At 65.8% G+C, this 19,166-nt stretch carries 16 protein-coding genes; 4 read left to right on the top strand and 12 right to left on the bottom strand.

The features are described from left to right. Positions 1–19: 19 nt before the first annotated feature. Positions 20–217, top strand: a complete 198-nt coding sequence (gene lptM, locus OIK44_RS22005) for an LPS translocon maturation chaperone LptM (RefSeq protein ID WP_273673928.1) — start codon at positions 20–22, stop codon at positions 215–217. A gap of 8 nt (positions 218–225) precedes the next feature. Here the strand turns inward: lptM and OIK44_RS22010 are convergent, their stop codons facing one another. The 6 genes from OIK44_RS22010 to OIK44_RS22035 all read right to left on the bottom strand — a co-directional run bounded on the left by OIK44_RS22010 (position 226) and on the right by OIK44_RS22035 (position 7,125). Then, positions 226–1,236, bottom strand: coding sequence for an Rpn family recombination-promoting nuclease/putative transposase (locus OIK44_RS22010; protein WP_273673929.1), 1,011 nt, complete (start codon positions 1,234–1,236; stop codon positions 226–228). Positions 1,237–1,279: 43 nt separating this feature from the next. Then, positions 1,280–1,912: a protein-methionine-sulfoxide reductase heme-binding subunit MsrQ gene (locus OIK44_RS22015; protein WP_273673930.1), complete on the bottom strand. Its 633-nt coding sequence runs from the start codon at positions 1,910–1,912 to the stop codon at positions 1,280–1,282. Then, complete coding sequence (gene msrP / locus OIK44_RS22020; protein WP_273673932.1) at positions 1,913–2,893, bottom strand: protein-methionine-sulfoxide reductase catalytic subunit MsrP; 981 nt, start codon at positions 2,891–2,893, stop codon at positions 1,913–1,915. It lies immediately after the preceding gene. A gap of 98 nt (positions 2,894–2,991) precedes the next feature. Then, positions 2,992–4,143, bottom strand: a complete 1,152-nt coding sequence (gene ccsB / locus OIK44_RS22025; protein WP_273674043.1) for a c-type cytochrome biogenesis protein CcsB — start codon at positions 4,141–4,143, stop codon at positions 2,992–2,994. 57 nt (positions 4,144–4,200) lie between these two features. Next, complete coding sequence (locus tag OIK44_RS22030; protein ID WP_273673933.1) at positions 4,201–6,300, bottom strand: cytochrome c biogenesis protein ResB; 2,100 nt, start codon at positions 6,298–6,300, stop codon at positions 4,201–4,203. A 144-nt stretch (positions 6,301–6,444) separates the two neighbouring features. Further along, positions 6,445–7,125, bottom strand: coding sequence for a c-type cytochrome (locus tag OIK44_RS22035; RefSeq protein WP_273673934.1), 681 nt, complete (start codon positions 7,123–7,125; stop codon positions 6,445–6,447). A gap of 162 nt (positions 7,126–7,287) precedes the next feature. On the opposite strand from OIK44_RS22035, the gene yihA reads away from it, so the two are divergent. After that, positions 7,288–8,022 (top strand): ribosome biogenesis GTP-binding protein YihA/YsxC, encoded by a 735-nt coding sequence (yihA, locus tag OIK44_RS22040; RefSeq protein ID WP_273673936.1) that lies wholly within the window; start codon positions 7,288–7,290, stop codon positions 8,020–8,022. 97 nt (positions 8,023–8,119) lie between these two features. Then, on the top strand, positions 8,120–9,136 hold the full coding sequence (gene hemB / locus OIK44_RS22045; RefSeq protein WP_273673937.1) for a porphobilinogen synthase: 1,017 nt from the start codon (positions 8,120–8,122) through the stop codon (positions 9,134–9,136). 29 nt (positions 9,137–9,165) lie between these two features. Here hemB and OIK44_RS22050 read toward each other — a convergent pair whose 3' ends face one another. The 5 genes from OIK44_RS22050 to OIK44_RS22070 form a co-directional block, all read right to left on the bottom strand. Then, entirely contained in the window at positions 9,166–10,047 is an 882-nt protein-coding gene (locus tag OIK44_RS22050) for a hypothetical protein (RefSeq protein ID WP_273673939.1), read from the bottom strand. Between the two features lie 105 nt (positions 10,048–10,152). After that, positions 10,153–13,245 carry an efflux RND transporter permease subunit gene (locus OIK44_RS22055; RefSeq protein ID WP_273673940.1) on the bottom strand — a complete coding sequence of 1,031 codons (3,093 nt, stop codon included), beginning with the start codon at positions 13,243–13,245 and terminating at the stop codon, positions 10,153–10,155. After that, a complete protein-coding gene (locus OIK44_RS22060) occupies positions 13,242–14,375 on the bottom strand; it encodes an efflux RND transporter periplasmic adaptor subunit (protein ID WP_273673941.1) in 1,134 nt (377 codons plus the stop codon). The genes OIK44_RS22055 and OIK44_RS22060 overlap by 4 nt, the downstream gene beginning before the upstream one ends. 96 nt (positions 14,376–14,471) lie before the next feature. Beyond that, positions 14,472–15,830: an ATP-binding protein gene (locus OIK44_RS22065; RefSeq protein WP_273673942.1), complete on the bottom strand. Its 1,359-nt coding sequence runs from the start codon at positions 15,828–15,830 to the stop codon at positions 14,472–14,474. Further along, positions 15,827–16,555 (bottom strand): response regulator, encoded by a 729-nt coding sequence (locus tag OIK44_RS22070; RefSeq protein ID WP_273673943.1) that lies wholly within the window; start codon positions 16,553–16,555, stop codon positions 15,827–15,829. The genes OIK44_RS22065 and OIK44_RS22070 overlap by 4 nt, the downstream gene beginning before the upstream one ends. A 205-nt stretch (positions 16,556–16,760) precedes the next feature. Between OIK44_RS22070 and OIK44_RS22075 the strand changes: the two genes are divergently transcribed. Continuing rightward, positions 16,761–17,231, top strand: a complete 471-nt coding sequence (locus OIK44_RS22075; RefSeq protein WP_273673944.1) for a Spy/CpxP family protein refolding chaperone — start codon at positions 16,761–16,763, stop codon at positions 17,229–17,231. A gap of 55 nt (positions 17,232–17,286) precedes the next feature. Here OIK44_RS22075 and dsbD read toward each other — a convergent pair whose 3' ends face one another. Next, a complete protein-coding gene (gene dsbD, locus OIK44_RS22080; RefSeq protein WP_420213878.1) occupies positions 17,287–19,107 on the bottom strand; it encodes a protein-disulfide reductase DsbD in 1,821 nt (606 codons plus the stop codon). Between the last annotated feature and the right edge of the window lie 59 nt (positions 19,108–19,166).

Raw genomic sequence — 19,166 nt, forward strand, 5'->3', positions numbered from 1 at the left:
TCAAACCGTGATTCTAATCGTGAAGTCAACTTTAGCGTTGTATATCGGCATATCCCTGTTCATCTCCGGCATGCTGGCGGGCTGCGGCCAGCCTGGCCCCCTGTACATGCCGAAACCGCCGGCCAAGCCGCCGGCCGCGGCGGCAAGCGCGAGCCAGCCGGCCATCGCGCCGGCCCCGGTGCCGCCGCCGCCCGCCCTGCCCGCGACTCAGCAATAAGCCAACATTTATTCGTCGGCAAATATTTCCTCAAGACTGGACGCGTCGAACAGCCGGTCATACCAATACTCGATCCGGGCCACCGGCGCCGCCTCGATGCGCGCGCCGATCGACGGCGGCATATTGCCAAAACGCTTATGCAACAGCGACTCCAGCCACGCCCGGTCGGCTTGCAGCCGGCCCTCCTGCCGCCCTTGCCGCAGGCCCCGCTTCAAGCCTTTTTGAATGGCGTTGTATTCCCATTCTTCTTCCCAGCTTTTGAACTCTTGCTTGAGCATGATCTCGACCTCCGAAAATTGCTCCAATGATGGCATATCCAGCCCACTGAACTGTCGTTGCAGATGCGCCGCAATCCAGTGCGTCAGCGTGGTGCGCAAAGACTCGCATTCGCCGTGCTTGAGCCATGCGGCCAGGCTGGCGATAACGTTGCGGATATCCTTGTAGGCGCGCGAGCGCTGCAAGCGGAACACGGCGGCAATCAAATTGCGCTGCTCCGCCAGCGTGGCGCTGTCATAACTGCTTTGATCGATCAGCAAATACCTTTGTTCCGGCTGCAAAGGCGCCAGCCCCTCAGGCGGCGCCAGCATCAATTGCGCCAGGTCGGTGCTGGCGCGCCAGGGCGCGGCGCCGTTGTACAGCACGACAGGCAGGATGGGCGGCAACTTGCCTTGCCGGCTCAGCTCGTGGCGCTTGACCAAGTCCTGGCACAGCAGGCCGACGTACACTTGCATCCGCAGAGCCATCCAGGGATCGTTGCGGGACTGGAACTCAAGCAGCAGATAGACGTAAATCCAATCCGCCCCCAGGCGCAGCCGCCACACCATGTCGTCGTGGCGCTGGCGGCCCGTATCGCTGGCGTAGCTGGCGTTGACGCGCTCAAAGGCGCGCAAGTCCAAGTCCTTGGCCCAGGGATAGGGAAGGAAACCGGCCAGCAAGTCGCGCACCATTTCCGGGTGCGCAAACAACTGCCTATAGCCAGTGTCGTGATCGTGCGCCATGCAGGCATGGTAGGCGCGCATCGCTTGCGCCCGCTTGGGCGGGCGCAAGGAAAGCGGGGAAGTATTATGCCGGCTTGCCGGCGGTGGATTTCACGTAGCGCCAATACACGCGGATACCGAGCAATAGCGCGACGATCAAACCAAATAAAATAGGTTGCGCGAAATTGTGCTTGCCGGCCTTCATCCACCAGAAATGCAGGATGGCCAGCGGCGCGATCACGTAAACGAGGCGGTGCAGGTACTGCCAGCGCTTGCCGCCGAGCCGGCGCACCATGGCGTTGCTGCTGGTCGCGGCCAGCGCAATGAGCGGCACAAAGGCGATGAAGCCGACCGTGATGAAGGGCCGCTTGAGCACGTCCGCCCACATTTCCGCCACGTCGAAAAAGTGGTCGAACCACAGGAAGGTGGTGAAATGCAGGGCGGCGTAAAAGAACACAAACAGTCCCAGCATGCGCCGCAGCCTGATCAGCCAGTTCCACTTCGACAGACGGCGCAGCGGCGTCACCGCCAGCGTGATGCAGAGGAAGTACAGCGTCCAGTCACCGGTGCCGCGCGTAATGAACTCCAGCGGCTCAACCAGTTGCCCGGCGGCCGTCAGCCACACCATGCGCACGAACGGCAGCAGGGCCAGCACAAAGATGGCCGCTTTGAGCCAGCCCAGTTGTTTGGGGCTCGGGAAGAAAGGTAAGGTGTTCATTTAAAAGAATTTCTTCAAGTCCATCCCCGCATACAGCGAGGCGACGTCGTTGTAACCGTTGAACATCAGCGTCTTGCGCTTGCGCGCCAGGAAACCGTCCTCGCCGATGCGCCGCTCGCTCGCCTGCGACCAGCGCGGGTGGTCGACGTTCGGGTTGACGTTCGAGTAAAAACCGTACTCCGACGGCGCCGCCAGGTTCCAGGCCGTGCGCGGCTGCTCCTTGACGAAGCGTATCTTGACGATGGACTTGGCCGACTTGAAGCCATACTTCCACGGCAGCACGATGCGCACCGGCGCGCCGTTCTGGTTCGGCAGGGTTTCGTCGTACATGCCCAGGGTCAGCAGCGCCAGCGGATGGTTCGCCTCGTCGATGCGCAAGCCCTCGACATAGGGCCAGGTCAGCACGCGGCTGCCGACACCCGGCATCTGCTTCTTGTCGGCCAGGCTGACGAACTCGACGTATTTCGCGTTGCCGGTCGGCTCGACCTTCTTGATCAATTCCGACAGCGAATAGCCTATCCACGGAATCACCATCGACCAACCCTCGACGCAGCGCAGGCGGTAGACGCGCTCCTCCAGCGGCGCCAGCTTGAGCAGCGCGTCCAGGTCCAGCGTCATCGGCTTCTTGACCTCGCCCTCGATCGTCACCGTCCACGGCCGCGGCTTCAGCGTGCCGGCGTTCTGGGCCGGATCGGCCTTGTCGGTGCCGAATTCGTAGAAATTATTGTAGGTCGTGGCGTCTTTGTAGGCGCTCGGCTGGTCCATCGACGAGTAGGCCGGATTCAATCTGGCGCCCAACTTGGCGTTGCCGCCCGTTTGCGCCAGGGCCTCGCGGCCGGCCATCGCCAGCAGCGAGGCGCCGGCGATCGAGCCGGCCGCGATCTGCTCGATAAAGCGGCGGCGCGACTCGAACACGGCGCGCGGCGTGATTTCTGAGGAAAACGGCAATTCGATGCCGTTGGGACTACGTTGGATCAACATGGCGACTCCGGGCGGAAAAGAAGGGATTGCATCTTGGTCTGGCCAAGCCCCACAAACCTTACACTATCCGGCCCGAATGCGCTGCCGCTCAAACGCGCTTACAGCTTGCCATAGGAATGCAGGCCGGACAGGAACATATTCACGCCCAGGAAGGCAAAGGTCGTCACGAGCAGGCCGACCAGCGCCCACCAGGCCGCCACGCGCCCGCGCAAGCCCGTCATCAGGCGCATGTGCAACCAGGCCGCGTAGTTGAGCCAGACGATCAGCGCCCAGGTTTCCTTCGGATCCCACGACCAGTAACCGCCCCAGGCCTCGGCCGCCCACAGCGCGCCCAGGATGGTGGCCACGGTGAAGAAAGCGAAACCGACCGAGATCGCCTTGTACATGACGTCGTCGAGCACTTCCAGCGACGGCAGACGGTCGGCCAGGTGGCCGCTCGACTTGAGCAGGTAGGCCGCGGCGACCATGGCCGACAGCGAGAACGTGCCGTAGCCGATGAAATTGGCCGGCACGTGGATTTTCATCCACCAGCTTTGCAGCGCCGGCACCAGCGGCTGGATGTCGGCGGCGTCGCGCGTCACCGTATACCACAGCAGGAAGACGACGGCGGCCGAAATGACCAGCATCACAAACGCGCCCAGCTGGCGCGTCGCGTAGCTTTGCTCGTAGTACAGATAGAACATCGCCGTGATCAGCGAGAACAGGATGAACACTTCATACAGGTTCGACACGGGGATATGCCCGACGTCGGCGCCGATCAGATAGGATTCGTACCAGCGCACCAGCAAGCCGGTAAAGCCCAGCACCACGCCGGCCCAGCACAGCACCGAGCCGACCGAGGAGCCGAAATCGGAGCGGGCCAGCAGGCCGATCCAGTAAAACAGCGTCGACAGCACGAAAAAGGTGCCCATCCACAAAATCGCCGACTGGCTCGACAACATATATTTGAGGAAGAACTTGCTGTTGGCCGCATCCAGGCTGGCGCCGTATTGCGAGATGGCGAACAGCGCCAGCACGGCCATCGCCGGCATCAGCCAGCGCACCGGCTTCCAGTGCCAGCCCAGCCAGGCGAAGGTGGGCGCGGACGCCAGCAGGATCGCCTTCTCATAGATGTCCATATAGGCGCCGTAGCGGTTCAGGCCGAACAGCGAGCCGGCCAGCAACAGGGCGCCGAAGGCCCAGTCGAGCAGGCTCAGGCGCTTGAAAAAGCCCGGCGCCTGCGTGTAGGTTTGTTTCTGTGTCAATTCCATCATCTTCTCCCAAACCGGGCCGCCGCTGAGCGCGGGCCGGAAACGACTGTGTCCAGATTACGCCGATTGCGGCAATTTGGTCTTCAGGTTATCAAATTCTTTCTCGAAATCGAGGGTCTTGCGCTGCGTGCTCATCGCCATCAACGCCTCGGCCCCGTCGGCGCCATCCTTGACCCACACCCACAGGCGGCGTTCGCGGATGTAAAACATGGCAAACACGCCGATCACCAGGAACAGGCAACCCAGATAGACCACGCTCTTGCCCGGCGAGCGCGTCACCTGCAGCACGGACGCCTTGACCTCGGTGAACTCGTCCAACTGCAGGTAGACGGGGGCGCCATAGAAGAAGCTGTCCGACAGCGCGTTCGTCGCCAGTTGCAGGAAGCGGCCGTGGGCGGCGTCGACCGCGACGGGCGCCAGCTGCTCCTTGGCGCGCGCGGCCTGCCACAATTCCCACAGGCTGCCGTTGAGGATCTTCATGAAAATATCGGCCGCCTTTTCCTGCTCGGCGGCGGGCACCTTCTCCAGGAAACGCGAAATGGCCAGGAAGCCCGACTGCTTGTCGTCGCCGGCGAAAATGCCCAGGCTCTTGCTGGCCGACTCCTGCAACTGCAGGCGCAGCGCGTCGGCGCCGTCTTTCGGCATGGCCCGCTGCGCGTAACGGCGCGCCGCCTCGGTGCGCAGCGCCGGGTCGTGCAGCGCGGCGCGCAGGCGCATCCACTCGGTGACGCTGTGGGCGTCGTCGGCCGGAATGCGCAGATAGCTGAACTGGTCGCCCGGATTGGCGCGCATGCCGGCCAGGAACACGGTGGCGCCGTCGACGGTGACGGGCTGCATATAGTTCTGGTACTCGCGCGCCTGGCCGTTCTTGTCGCGCAATTTGTACTGCACGCTCGGTCCGACGTTCTTCAAATCCTTGTTGTTGGCGTTTTTCGCCGCCGAACCGAGGCGCTTGTCGAGGCCGACCGAGAACTGCTCGTTGAGGCTGTCGTTCTTCTTCACGGCGCGCAAATCCTGGCCGGCCGCCAGGTTTTCCACGTTGAACGGGCGGAACCCCGACCATTCGATCGAATACGCCTCGCCCGTGCTCAGCGCCAGCGGCGTGGTGCCGCTGACTTCGCCGGCCACGTCGAAGCGCGCCATGCCGGCGCCGGCCATCGGATGGCCGATCAGCTTGAGCTTGCTGCCGCCATCCTCGAAGCTCGACTGGTACACGGCCAGGCCCTTGTAGATGAGGGGCTCGTTGACCTTGATGGTGGCGGAGAAACTGGCGCCCGTCGCATGGTCCTTGATCACGACGTCGCTGGCGAACAGCTTCGGCATGCCGGTGCTGTAAAAGTCGATGTGGAATTTTTTCAGGAAGATGGTGAAGGGCAAATCCTGGATCAACACGCCGTTAGCCTGCGGAATGATCGCCGCGTTGCTGCTGGAACCCTCGGGAATCAGGGTATTGCCGCGGAAAGTGGGGTTGGACAGGCTCAAACGGTGCTTGTCGGCGATCTCGGCGATGACGCCGCTGCCGACGAAGGGCACCTTGCCCATGAACCACTGCTGGAAGCGGATCGGCATGTCGGAATCGAGGAAGCCGCCGATGCAGATGACGACGATGGCGCTGTGGGCGAAGAGATAGCCCCACTTATTCGCCGCGCCCTGCTTGGCGGCGACCAGCAGCGCGTCGCCCTTCTCCACCACCTTCGCCTTGTAGCCGGCGTCGGCCAGGCGCTCCACGGTCTGCTGCGCCAGCGCCGCGCGCGACAGCGGCGCCGTCCATTCGACCTTGTGGTGGAAATTGCGCAGCGACTGCTCGCGCACGTTTTCGCGCCAGCTGCGCATGTCCTTGAGCATTTTCGGCGCATTGCGCACGATGCACAGCGACGTAGACACGACCAGGAAGCCCATGATCAGCAGGAACCACCAGGCCGAATACACGGCATACAGGCTGAGTTTGCGGAACACTTCGAACCAGAACGGCCCGAACTGGTTCACATAGTTCGGCATCGCCTCGTTCTGTTTCAGCACGGTGCCGATCACGGCCGCGATAGCAATCAAAGTCAGCAGACTGATAGCGAAACGCATCGAGGAAATCAGTTCAACCGTTTCTGCCAGCGCCCGGCGGCGCGTTTTCAATTCAATTCCGGTGGTGCGGGGGGTGCTCATGCTCGATACAATCTTAAAATATGGCGGCACTATGGCGGCGATGCCGGGAGCATACCAACAAAAAGGGCAGCCCGCTCACGCTGCCGCCCTTTTATATTGCCCGCGGCGCCAGGGCGCCGCGAAACCAGAAATACCGCGTGGAGTTTATTTCAGACCGGCGACGTAGTCGGCGACGGCCTTGATCTCATCGTCCGACAAGCGCATCGCGATGGTCGTCATTTGCGGGCTGTTCTTGCGGGCGCCGGCGCGGAATGCCGTCAGCTGGGCCGCCGTGTAGTCCTGGTGCTGGCCGCCGAGGCGCGGGTACTGGATCGGCATGCCGGCGCCGGACGCGCCATGACAGCTGGCGCAGGCCGGCACGCTCTTCTCGGCGATGCCGCCGCGGTAGATGCGCTTGCCCAGCTCGACGGTGTCCTTGTTCTTGGCCGCGTTCGGCTTCGACACTTGCGCGCCCAGGTAGGCGGCGATGTTTTTCTTCTCTTCATCCGTCAGCATCTTGGCGAAGCCCGACATCACGGCGTTGTTGCGCTCCGGCGTGGTGAAGTTCAGCAATTGCTTGTGCAGGTAGGCGGCGTTCAGGCCGGCCAGCTTCGGGTTGACGGAAATCGTCGAATTGCCGGCGGCGCCGTGGCAAGACACGCAGGCGGGCAAACCGCGCGCCGCGTCGCCGTCCGCGTACAGGGTGGCGCCCTTGGCGGCATCGACCTTAGCGACGGGGGCTTCGGCGTGGGCCGGCTTTTTCTCTTCGTTTGCCGATGCAGCGGCCGACACGGCCAACAATGCGACGAACAAGGATTTTACAAACGGTGAAAACGCACGATTCATTCAAACACCCTGAGACTAGTCAAAAAATTAGTGGTAAAGATTGTCGCCGCCGCAGACTTTGATGTAACAGCGCCGCTTTGCATGGCAACAATTCGTAACCCCTTATTGTACAATAGCTTTCTCGCGTTTTCGCCCCCTTTTGTTGCATTTTCTCCCCATCCCATGTCTAAACTCTGGCAAGCCCGCTTCTTTACGACCGTCAACCAACTGCGCGACCTGCCCGACACGACGGTGCCGGAAATCGCCTTTGCAGGTCGCTCCAACGCCGGTAAATCCACGGCCATCAATATTTTGTGCAACCAGAAAGGCTTGGCCTTCGCCTCCAAGACGCCGGGCCGCACCCAGCACATCAACTATTTCTCGATCGGCGGCGCGCATGTGGCCCAGCACCGCAAGGACGCCACCATCGTCGAGGAAATCGAATGCCTGCTGGTCGACTTGCCCGGCTACGGCTACGCCGAAGTGTCCGGCTCGGCCAAGCTGCACTGGCAGCGCCTGCTGGGCGACTACGTCCAGCGCCGCGAGCAACTGGCCGCCCTGATCCTGATCATGGATTCGCGCCGCCCGTTCACCGACCTCGACATCCAGATGCTCGAATGGTTCGCCCCGACCGGCAAGCCGATCCACTGCATCCTGACCAAGGCCGACAAACTCAACCGCAACGACTCGACCAACGCGCTGCGCCAGGCCCGCGCCAAGCTCGACAGCTACGTCGACGAGGACGGTGTCGGCTTCCCGTTCACGGCGCAACTGTTCTCGGCGCTGAAGCGCATCGGCATCGACGAAGCCAACGACAAGATCATGGAGCTGGCCGGCATCACCGACGACAGCGTGGCGGCGGCCCAGGTCGAGCTGATCGACATGCAAGACGACGACGAGCCCGACGCGGCCCAATAAGTTTGCTTCACACCGGGTCCGCCCGGGGCGCGCGGCGGCCAACCGCCGCCATGTGCCCCGGGCGGGCAATCATTTCATTCCTTTGATGGTATTTGGTATGCACAACTCACAAGCCCCCGCCCTCTTCCCCGCCATCCGCATGCGGCGCATGCGCCGCGACGCGTTTTCGCGCGCCCTGATGCGCGAAAACACGGTCACCGCCGCCGACCTGATCTACCCGGTCTTCATCCTCGAAGGCACGAACCAGCGCGAACCGGTGCTGTCGATGCCGGGCGTCGAGCGGATGTCGGTGGACCTGCTGCTGAAGGTGGCCGAGGAGTGCGTCGCGCTGGGCATCCCCGTGCTGGCCCTGTTCCCCGTCATCGACACCGCCCTGAAAACCCCGGACGGCGTCGAAGCCTGCAATCCGGACGGCCTGGTGCCGCGCGCCGTGCGCGCCTTGAAACAGCACTTCCCCGAGCTGGGCGTGCTGACCGACGTCGCGCTCGACCCCTACACCAGCCACGGCCAGGACGGCTTGCTCGACGCCAACGGCTACGTGCTCAACGACGAAACGACGGCGATGCTGATACGCCAGGCGCTGACCCAGGCCGAAGCCGGCGTCGACGTCGTCGCCCCGTCCGACATGATGGACGGGCGCATCGGCGCCATCCGCGCCGAACTGGAACGGCGCCAGTTGATCCACACGCGCATCATGGCCTACTCGGCGAAATACGCCTCGGCCTTCTACGGCCCCTTCCGCGACGCCGTCGGTTCGGCCAAGAACCTCGGCAAGAGCGACAAGAACACCTACCAGATGGACCCGGCCAACAGCGACGAAGCGCTGCGCGAAGTGGGCCTGGACCTGGCCGAGGGCGCCGACATGGTGATGGTCAAGCCGGGCATGCCCTACCTGGACATCGTGCGCCGCGTCAAAGACGAGTTCAAGGTGCCGACCTTCGCCTACCAGGTCAGCGGCGAATACGCGATGCTGAAGGCGGCCGCGCAAAACGGCTGGCTCGACCACGACAAGGTGATGATGGAAGCCATGCTGTCGTTCAAGCGCGCCGGCGCCGACGGCGTGCTGAGCTACTTCGCGCTCGACATCGCCCGCCTGCTCAAGGTCCGCGCCTAAGGTTCGTCCCCGACGTACGTCCCCGGCTGTCAGCGGCGCAAGCGGTACTCGGGGAAAAATTCCTTGAGCAGGAAGGCTTGCAGCTCGGCCGTATGCTCGGGCAGCGCGCTCATCGGCACGTTGCGCCCCAGCCGGTGCGATTCCCAGACGAAATCGCCCGGCTTTTCCTTGCGTATCAATTCAATCATTTTCTTGACGATGGCCGTCTCGATGTCGAGTTCGGCGCCCTGCTCCACCTGCACCTGGGTCAGCCAGCGCCGCTTGAAATTGGTGTTCCAGCCGCGGAACTTGATCGAGGCGCTGTGCGAGGTCTTGTCGACGATGGAGAACACGCCGCCCGAATCGTCCTTGTCGCTGCCCGAGTTCTTGCCCTGCGCGGCGGCGATGTTGGCGCGTGCCACGCGCGTGGCGCGCTCGCCCTCGCTCTCCTGCACCTCCGCCGCCGGCTGGGCCTCGGCGCGGCGCTTGCGCGCGGCGGCGATGTGTGCCGCCATATCGACTTCCTGCACCGGCGTCAGCACGGGCGCGACGACGGGCGGCACGATCACTTCCAGCTTCCGCCGCGCCGGCGGCGTGATGGCGGCCACGCGCGGCTGGCGCGACGGCGGCGTCGGCTTCACCTTCGCCTGCTCCTGCTTCGGCTGCTTCGACGGCGGTTTCGGCTGCGGCTTGTTGGCCAGCGGCGCCACATACATCATCGCGCTCTCGTGCGTCGGCGGCGGCGGCGGCCGCTTCGGCTCCGGGCGCAGCAGGTAGTAAGCCACCAGCAGCACGTGCAGCAGGATCGACAGGGCGATGCCGATACGGTTCGAATTGCTTCTCTCCCCGTAACTGGGCGCCGGCCGTATCGGCTGGCCGCAGGTTTCGCAGTAGTCGGAAGTGCCGGCGGTGAGGTGGGTCTTGTCATGCAAAATGAATCAGCCTTGTATCAACATCGGAAAAATGCAGCCATAGTGCCAGAGTCCCCTGTTTTTGGGAACGCCGCCTTGCGCGGCGTCCGCCGCCGCTCCCCCGCCTCAGCGGCTGGTCCCGTATTCGCGCAGCTCGGCGTCGCCCATCGGCCCCGTGCCGCTGTATTTGTCGAGGAATAGGTAAATGACGGGCGTGATAAACAGCGTGATCACTTGCGAGAAGATCAGCCCGCCGACGACGGCCAGCCCCAGCGGCTGGCGCAACTCGGCGCCGGCGCCCAGGCCCAGTGCGATCGGCAAGGCGCCCATCAAGGCCGCCATCGAGGTCATCATGATGGGCCGGAAGCGCAGGATGCAGGCTTCGCGTATCGCCGCCGCCGGCGTCATGCCCTCGTTGCGCTGGGCGTGCAGCGCGAAGTCGATCATCATGATGGCGTTTTTCTTGACGATGCCGATCAGCATCAGGATGCCGATGATGGCGATCATCGTCAGGTCCAGGCCGAACAGGCGCAAGGTCAGCAAGGCGCCGACGGCGGCCGAGGGCAGGCCCGCCAGAATCGTCAGCGGGTGGATATAGCTTTCATACAAGACCCCCAGCAGCACGTAGATGACGCCCAGCGCGGCGACGATCAGGATGATCTGGCTCGACTGCGAATCCTGGAACACGGCCGCGTCGCCGCCGTATTTGGTGATGATGGTCGGCGGCAGGTTCATGTCACGCCCCATCTGGTCGATCTTGCCGGTGGCCACGCCCAGCGGCACGTCCGGCGCCAGGTTGAACGACACGGTAATGGCTTGCAACTGGCCCTGGTGGTTGACGGCCGTCGGGCCGACGCTGCGCTCGACCGTGGCAAAGCTCGACATCTGCACCAGCTGGCCGCTCTTGCTGCGCACCGACACCTTGGTCAGCGCGTCGTCGAACTGGCGGTCGGCCGCGGCCGCCTCAAGGATGACGAAATAGCTGGCCGCCGACGAGTAGATCGTCGACACCTGGCGCTCGCCGAAGGCCAGGTAGAGCGCGCTGCGCACGTCGGCGATCTGCACGCCCAGGGTGTTGGCCTTGTCGCGGTCTATTTTCAGCGAGGCTTGCAGGCCGCGGCTTTGCGAGTCGCTGGTGACGTCGCGGAACACCGGATCGGCGCGCAGCCGTTCGAGGAACTGGCCGGCCCAGTCGTTGAGCGCGTCCGGGCTGACGCTTTGCAGCGTGTACTGGTAGCGGCTCTTGCTCGGGCGTCCGCCCAGTTGCAGGTTTTGCACGGGCCGGAAGTAGACGGCGATGCCGGGCACGGCGCGGGCGGCGCGGCGCAGGCTGTCCAGCACGGCCGGCATCTTGGCGCGCCGCTCGCGCGGCTTGAGCACCATGAACATGCGCCCGGTGTTGCCGCCGCTGACGAAGGAGGTGAGGTCCTGCACGTTCGGATCGGCCTGCAGCACGGCCGCCACGCGGGTCTGCAAGTCCAGCATCGCCGCCGACGAGATGTCCTCGGCCGCCTCCGTGTTGATCTGGATCTGGCCCAGGTCTTCCTCGGGGAAGAAACCCTTGGGTATCGTCGCGTACAGCAGCACCGTCAGCGCGAAGGTGGCCAGCGCCACCAGCAGCACCAGCGTGCGGTGCGCCAGCGCCCGATCGAGCCAGCGCACATAGCCGTCTTTCAGCCGCTGGAAGCCGGCCTCGAAATGCCGGCCGATGAAGCTGCTGTCGCCGTGGCCCTCGTGCGAGTCGGCCGGCAGCAGGCGGCTGGCCAGCATCGGCACCAGCGTCAGCGAGACGACGGCCGACACCAGGATGGACAGCGAGACGACGACGGCGAATTCGTGGAACAGCAGGCCGATGACGCCCGGCATGAAGAAGATCGGGATGAACACGGCCACCAGCGACACCGAGATCGAGACGATGGTGAAACCCATTTCCTGGGCGCCGACGAGGGCCGCCTGGATCGGCTTCTTGCCCATTTCGATGTGCCGCACGATGTTTTCCAGCACGACGATGGCGTCGTCGACGACCAGGCCGACGGCCAGCGTGATGCCCAGCAGCGAAACGTTGTCGAGGCTGTAGCCCAGCCAGTACAGCAGGGCCAGCGCGCCCAGCAGCGAAATCGGCATCGTGACGCCGGGAATGAAGGTGGCGGCGGCGCGGCGCAGGAACAGGAAGATCACCAGCACCACCAGCAGCACCGTCAGCGCCAGCGTCAGGTTGACGTCGTGGATCGCCTCGCGGATCGACACCGAGCGGTCGTTGACGAGGTTGATCTTGACCGAGGCCGGCAGTTGCGCCTTGAAGCCGGGCAGCAGCTTGCGCACCGCGTCCACCACCTGCACCGTGTTGGCGTTCGGCTGGCGCTGCACCAGCAGCACGATGGAGCGCTCGCCGTTGTAGCTGCCGGCCGTCTTCACCGACTGGTAGCTGTCCTCGACGTCGGCGACGTCCTTCAGGCGCACCGGCTGGCCGTTGCGGTTGGCCACGATCAGCTCGGCGAACTCGCTGGCCTTCATCAATTGCGCATTGCCCTGGATGGTCAGCGTCTGTTGCGGCCCGTCCAGGATGCCCAGCGGCGAATTGGCGTTGGCCGTGCGGATCGCCGTGGCCAGCTCGTCGTAAGTCAGGTTGCGCGCGTTCATCAGGTCGGCCTTGGCGCGCACCCGCACGGCGAAGCGCTTCTGGCCGTTGACGGTCACCTGGGCGATGCCGGGCAGCGTGGACAGATTGGGCGCGATCAGGTTTTCCGCATAGTCGTTCAAGTCCGACAGGTTCATCGACGGCGACGTCATCGTCATGAACAGCACGGGCGCGTCGGCCGGGTTGATCTTGCGGTAGGACGGCAAGTCCGTCATTTCCTGCGGCAACTGGCGCTGCGCCCGCAGCAAGGCCGCCTGCACGTCGACGGCGGCGACGTTGACGTCGATGCGTGTGTCGAATTCCAGCGTCAGCGAGGTCGAGCCCAGCGTGCTGGTCGAGGTGATCAGGCTCAGGCCGGCGATGGTGGAGAACTGCTTCTCCAGCGGCAGCGCCACCGACGAGGCCATCGTCTCCGGGCTGGCGCCGGGCAGGTCGGCGCTGACGTTGATGACCGGGGTGTTATAGCTGGGCAGCGCGGCGACGGGGATGTGGGCGTAGGCCAGCACGCCGGCCAGGATCAGCGTCAGCGACAGCAGCACCACCATCACCGGGCGGCGTATGCACAATTCCGACAGGTTCATTCCGCCTGGCCTTTCTTGCGGCCGGCGGCCGCCTCGGCCACCCGCACGGGGGCGCCGGGACGCAGGTTTTGCTTGCCGTCGACGATCACTTGCTCATCGCCGTTCAAGCCCGAGACGGCCGCGTTCAGGCCGAAGGCGTGCAGGCGCGCCACCTTGCGCACGGCGGCGCTGCGGTCGGGCGCCACCGTGTAGACGAAGACGCCCGAGGTGTTGCTGATGATGGCGTTTTGCGGGATCACCAGGGCGTCCTTCAGCGTCTGCACGGTCAGGCTGACGTTGACGAACTGGCCCGGCCACAAGGACTCGTCCCGGTTGTCGAAGCGGGCCTTCAGGCGGATCACGCCGGCCACCGGGTCGACGCTGTTGTCGATGAAGCTGAGCGCGCCCGCGACTTGCTTGCCGGCCAGTTCGGCCGTGACCGGCACGGCGCCGGCCTTGTGCGCCGCCAGCAGCGCCGCCAGCGCGCTCTCCGGCAGGGTGAAGCTGACGTTGATCGGGTCGAGCTGGGTGACGCTCGTCAGCGACGTGGCCGGCTGCACCAGACTGCCCGGATAGACGCCGATGGCGCCGACCCGGCCGGCCATGGGCGCGCGTATCGTCGTGTAGCTGGCGCCGACCTGTACCGAGCGCAGCGCGGCGACGTCGGCCTGCAGCAGCGCGCGCGCCGACTCGACCTGGCTTTTCAGCGTGTCGACGGCGCCCTGGGCGATGAAATGCTTGTCCAGCAATTCAAGGCTGCGCCGGTACTGGCGCTCGAAGTCGGCCAGCGTGGCCCGGTCGCGCGCCACCTGGGCCTGGGCCTGTTCGACGCCGGCCTGCTCGCTGCGGGCGTCGAGCGAAAACATCAACTCGCCGGCCTTGACGAACTGGCCTTCGCGGATGTGCACCTTGCTCACCGTGCTGCTGGTCTGCGGGTGCAGGTCGACGCTGCTGACCGGCGTCACGCTGCCGTTCGCGCGCAGCAGCACCGGCACGTCCTGGCGCTGCGGCTTGACGACGGTGACGACGGCCGGCACCGCCGCGCCGCCCTTGTCGGCCGCCGGCGCGGCGCCGCCGTGCGTCCAGTACCAGACGCCGGCGCCGATGCAAACGGCCGCGCCCACCAAGAGTCCCAGTGATGTTTTTTTCATTATTCTATTCGTTTATTAATATTGCTACGATGCATTAAGCGTGGCATTGTCGCACAATTCCAGCGCCGGCAGACCGCCCCGGCGCGGCCGCCCGCCTCAGTTTCCGGCGTAATATTCCGGCACCACCAGGGTCACTTCCAGGCCGCCGCCGGGGTGGTTCGCCAACTGCACGGTGGCGCCGTGCTGTTCGGCGATGTTGCGGGCAATCGTCAGCCCCAGGCCGGTGCCGCCGGACTCGCGCGAGCGCGACGTCTCGATGCGGTAGAACGGTTCGAACACCTTGGCCATCAGCTCTTGCGCGATGCCGGGGCCGGCGTCGCGGATGCGCACGCGCGCCGCGCCGGCCATGCGCTCGACGCTGACGTCGGCGCGCTGGCCGTATTTGACGGCGTTGTCGATCAGGTTCACCAGGCAGCGCCGCAGCGCCATCGGCCGCCCCATCAGCGCCATGCCGGCGCGGCCGCTCAGGCAAACGCGCTGGCCCGCGTCGGCGGCGTCGCAACAGACGCTGTCGAGCAGCGAATCGAGGTCGAGCGCCTGCATGGTTTCCGTCGTGTCCATCGAGCGGGCCAGGTCCAGCCCCTCCTTGACCATGTCCTGCATGGCCGACAGGTCGCCGACCAGGCGGTCGTGCAACTCCGGCTCGGCCACTTTTTCCAGGCGCAGGCGCAGGCGCGTCAGCGGCGTCTGCAAATCGTGGGTGATGGCAGCCAGCATCTGGGTGCGCTGGAAGATGTGCTGGCGGATGCGCGCCTGCATGGCGTTGAAGGCGGCGCTGGCCTGGCGGATCTCGCTGGCGCCGGACAGCGCGAGGGGCGGATGGTTGATGTCGTTGCCAAGGTCCCGGGCCGCCTGGGCCAGGTGCTTGAGCGGCCGCATCGTCATGCGCGTGACCAGGTAGGCCAGCGCGGCGATGCTGGCCAGGAAGGGCAGCCAGGTGGTCCATTCATAGCGGCCGCGCCCGGGCGGCCCGCGCGGCGGCAGCACCGACAGGCCCAGCCACTGGCCGTCGCGCATGCGCACCTGCATGCTTTCGCAGGCGCCGCCCCACTGGGTCGGGCCGAACAGGGTGCTGGGCCGGCGCGGCCGGTCGCAGGCCGCCGGCCGCTCGGCCAGCGGCACCAGCTTGAAACCCGCGCCCAGGCGCTGGCCCAGCGCGGCGGAGAAATCCGTCTGCGCCAGCTCGGGCGCGGCCGGCGCGCCGGCGCGCACTTCCAGGCGCACGCTGCCGCGGCTGGCCAGCTTCAGGTAAGCCTCGCGGGAACTGGCCGGCACAACGTCGGCTGTCGTCACCAGTTGCTCGGCGCGCTCCAGCGCGTGGAAATCGCGGTACTGCTCGATGGCGCGCTGGCGCTCGTTGACGGCCAGCCATTGCGTCAGCGCGGCCGAGGCGGCCATGCCGATCAGCAGCGCCAGAAACACCCGCCCCGTCATCGACCCGAGGAAGGCTCTCACGCGGACGGCTCCACGCTGACCTGGCCGGCCAGCACATAGCCGCCGTTGCGCACCGTCTTGATGATTTGCGGCAGGCGCGCGTCCTCGCCCAGCTTCTGGCGCAGGCGGCTGATCTGGATGTCGATCGAGCGGTCGAAGGGGTCGGCGTCGCGGCCCTGGGTCAGGTTCAGCAACTGGTCGCGGTTGAGCACGCGGTTCGGGTGTTCGAGGAAAACCCGCAGCAGGCGGAATTCCGCGCCGGACAGCATGATGACGATGCCGTCGGGATTGAGCAGGTGGCGCGCCGTCAAGTCCAGCGTCCAGCCGGAGAAGCGCATCTGCTGCGCCTTGTCCGACGGCGCGTTGGACGGCATCGCATGGCTGCGCCGCAGCACGCTGCGCACGCGCGCCAGCAGTTCGCGCGGCTCGAAGGGCTTGGGCAGGTAATCGTCGGCGCCCATTTCCAGGCCGAGGATGCGGTCCAGCGGCTCGCTGCGGGCCGTCAGCATGATCACCGGCAGCGTCGACTGGGCGCGCAGCTTGCGGCACAGCGTCAAGCCGTCGTCGCCGGGCAGGTTCAGGTCGAGCACCAGCAAGTCCGGGCGCGCCTCGTCGAGGATTTTCCACATGCCGTTGCCGTCGGCCGCCGCCAGGGTGCGGTAGCCGTTGCTTTCAAGATAGTCCGCCAGCAGCGTGCGGATATCACGGTCGTCGTCGACGATGAGAATGGTGGTAGAGGGTTCCATGCCCCGATTATCGCCAGTTCGACGGCCCCTGAACAGGCCAATTGTATCGTCTTGTATATTGCGCGGCGGACGAAACATCTCGATACAAAATGCGCGGCCCCCGACACTTCGGCGAAACATGCCGGCGCGAAGATGCTTCCCATGTGCAGCGTACCTGCCGGTCGCTGGAATGCACATCCTCCATTGGACATGAAAAGGAATCAAGATGAACACATTTGGTAAAAGCTTGTTGATCGGACTGACCGTGCTGGGCATGGGCACGGCAACGCTGGCGGCGCACGCCGAGGACGCCCGCCACGAGCACGGCAGGATGCACGAAGGCCACGGCGCGCAGTTCGCCGAACACCTGGCCAAGCGCCAGGCGCTGCTGCACGACAAGCTGAAACTGTCGGCCGCGCAAGAGCCGGCCTGGGCGGCGTTCACGGCGGCGGCGGCGCCGAAGGCGCATGGCGCACGGCCCGAGCGCGCGGCGATGGCGAAGATGACGGCGCCCGAGCGCATGGAGAAATGGATCGCCATGTCGAAAGAGCGCATTGCGGCCCAGGAAAGCCGGCTGGCGGCCTTGAAAACCTTCTACGCGGTGCTGACGCCCGAGCAGCAGAAGGTCTTCGACGACAGCGTGCCGGGCGGCGCGCACGGCGGCCGCCACGGCCACCGCGGCATAATGAAGCACTAAGCACCAGGGCCGCGCAGCACGCGGCCCTGGTCGCAACGGATGGCGGCGCCGGCGTTTACTTCAGCTTGGCCAGCGACTGCAGGAATTTGTCGGCGTCCTGGAAGCCGATGACGCGCGAATCGGCGATTTCCTTACCCTGGGCGTCGAACAGGATGATGCCGGGCGGGCCGAACAGCGTGAAGCGCTTCAGCATGGCCTTGTCGTCGGCGTCGTTGGCCGTCACGTCGACCTGCAGCAGCAGCGAGCCGGCCAGCCTGGCCTGCACGCGCGGGTCGACGAAGGTGAGCTTTTCCATTTCCTTGCAGGAGACGCACCAGTCGGCGTAGAAGTCCAGCATGACCGTCTTTCCGCCCGTTTGCGCCAGGGCCGCGTCCAGTTGCGCCACCGTCTTCACGCGGACGAACTGCAGGTGCGCCACCTGGCCGGCGCGCAAATGCGCCAGCGGCGCCAGCGCGTCGCGTCCGCCGCTGGCCACGCCGACCAGTTGCAGCGCGCCCAGCAGCGCAAACGCCAGGCCCAGCGCCTTGCCGGCCCAGCCGGCGCGCGTCAATTGATACATGCCGTAGCCGATGCCGAGCACGCTCCAGCCCAGCATTTGCACGACCGCCGGCAACACCGGCGACACCAGCCACCACGCCATCACCAGCAGCAGCACGCCGAAGAAACGCTTGACGGCGTCCATCCACGCGCCGGCGCGCGGCAGCAGGGCGCCGGCCGACGCGCCCACCAGCAGCAGCGGCACGCTCATGCCGACGGCCATCGCAAACAGGGCGCCGCCGCCGATCAGCACGTCGCGCGTCTGGCTGATATACACGAGGGCGCCGGCCAGCGGCGCCGCCACGCAGGGGCCGACGATCAGGGCCGAGATGGCGCCCATGACGAAGACGCCGGCCATCTTGCCCGAGGCTTGGCGGTTCGACACCGAGGCCAGCCGGCTTTGCAGGGCGGCCGGCACCTGCAATTCATAGAAGCCGAACATGGACAGCGACAACAGCGCCATCAGCAGCGCGAAGCTGCCCAGCACCCAGGGGTTTTGCAGGGCGGCGGCCAAGCCTTCGCCGATCAGGCCGGCGGCCACGCCCAGCGCCGTGTAGACGATGGCCATGCCCAGCGCGTAGGCCAGCGACAGCAGCAGGCCGCGCGAGCGGCTGGTCTTGGCGCCGTCGCCGGCGATGATGCAGGACAGGATAGGCACCATCGGCAGCACGCAGGGCGTGAACGACAGGCCCAGGCCCAGCAGCATGAACAGGGGCAGGATGACGAGCAGGCGGCCGCCCTTCAGCGCCGCCTCGATGCTGCCCGTCTCGGACGGCGCGGCGGCGGCGGCGGCGGCCGGCGGCGCCGTCTCCACCAGCGGCGTGGGGACGGCCAGCACCGTCGGCACGCCGGGGGTCGGCGCCGCCGACGCCGCCGGCGTCGACGCGGCGCCGACCAGCCGGGCGCTGGCTTCCTGCGGCGCGTAGCACAAGCCCTTGTCGGAGCAACCCTGGCTGCTGGCCTGCAGCGTGAACGGGCCGCCGGCCTGCACGGGAATGAGGATGGTCACGGCGCGCCGGTACGTTTCCACGTCCTTCTCGAACGTGGCGTCGTATTTGACCTTGCCAGGCGGCAGCTCGGGCTTGCCCAGCGTGGCGCCGCTGGCCGTGAACTGGAAGCGCTCGCGGTACATATAGTAGCCGTCGGCGATGTCGTAGGTGACGGCGATGGTGGCGCCGTCCTGCATGCGCGCGGAGAATTTGAAGGCGGCGCCCGGTTCGAGGAAGTCCTCGTCGGCGCGGGCCGGAGCGGCGGCCAGCATGGCCAGCAGGAAGATCGCCAGGCAGGCGCGCAGCCAGGCGGCGGCGCGTTGCGGGAGGGGGAACGGTGAGCTCAACATGAATACCTTTTCAGCGGCACGCCGGGGTGCCCTTACGCCATCGGTCGCGCGGGAGCGGC

Source organism: Janthinobacterium fluminis (assembly GCF_028595325.1).
Classification (GTDB): domain Bacteria; phylum Pseudomonadota; class Gammaproteobacteria; order Burkholderiales; family Burkholderiaceae_D; genus Janthinobacterium; species Janthinobacterium fluminis.

What these genes read in the sequence shown, in the direction of transcription:
- OIK44_RS22075 (WP_273673944.1), top strand. Translation starts at nt 16,761, where the DNA reads ATGAACACATTTGGTAAAAGCTTGTTGATCGGACTGACCGTGCTGGGC.
- yihA (WP_273673936.1), top strand. Translation starts at nt 7,288, where the DNA reads ATGTCTAAACTCTGGCAAGCCCGCTTCTTTACGACCGTCAACCAACTG.
- ccsB (WP_273674043.1), bottom strand. Translation starts at nt 4,143, where the DNA reads ATGGAATTGACACAGAAACAAACCTACACGCAGGCGCCGGGCTTTTTC.
- dsbD (WP_420213878.1), bottom strand. Translation starts at nt 19,107, where the DNA reads ATGTTGAGCTCACCGTTCCCCCTCCCGCAACGCGCCGCCGCCTGGCTG.
- hemB (WP_273673937.1), top strand. Translation starts at nt 8,120, where the DNA reads ATGCACAACTCACAAGCCCCCGCCCTCTTCCCCGCCATCCGCATGCGG.
- OIK44_RS22010 (WP_273673929.1), bottom strand. Translation starts at nt 1,236, where the DNA reads ATGCGCGCCTACCATGCCTGCATGGCGCACGATCACGACACTGGCTAT.
- OIK44_RS22060 (WP_273673941.1), bottom strand. Translation starts at nt 14,375, where the DNA reads ATGAAAAAAACATCACTGGGACTCTTGGTGGGCGCGGCCGTTTGCATC.
- OIK44_RS22035 (WP_273673934.1), bottom strand. Translation starts at nt 7,125, where the DNA reads ATGAATCGTGCGTTTTCACCGTTTGTAAAATCCTTGTTCGTCGCATTG.
- OIK44_RS22030 (WP_273673933.1), bottom strand. Translation starts at nt 6,300, where the DNA reads ATGAGCACCCCCCGCACCACCGGAATTGAATTGAAAACGCGCCGCCGG.
- msrP (WP_273673932.1), bottom strand. Translation starts at nt 2,893, where the DNA reads ATGTTGATCCAACGTAGTCCCAACGGCATCGAATTGCCGTTTTCCTCA.
- OIK44_RS22070 (WP_273673943.1), bottom strand. Translation starts at nt 16,555, where the DNA reads ATGGAACCCTCTACCACCATTCTCATCGTCGACGACGACCGTGATATC.
- OIK44_RS22055 (WP_273673940.1), bottom strand. Translation starts at nt 13,245, where the DNA reads ATGAACCTGTCGGAATTGTGCATACGCCGCCCGGTGATGGTGGTGCTG.
- OIK44_RS22015 (WP_273673930.1), bottom strand. Translation starts at nt 1,912, where the DNA reads ATGAACACCTTACCTTTCTTCCCGAGCCCCAAACAACTGGGCTGGCTC.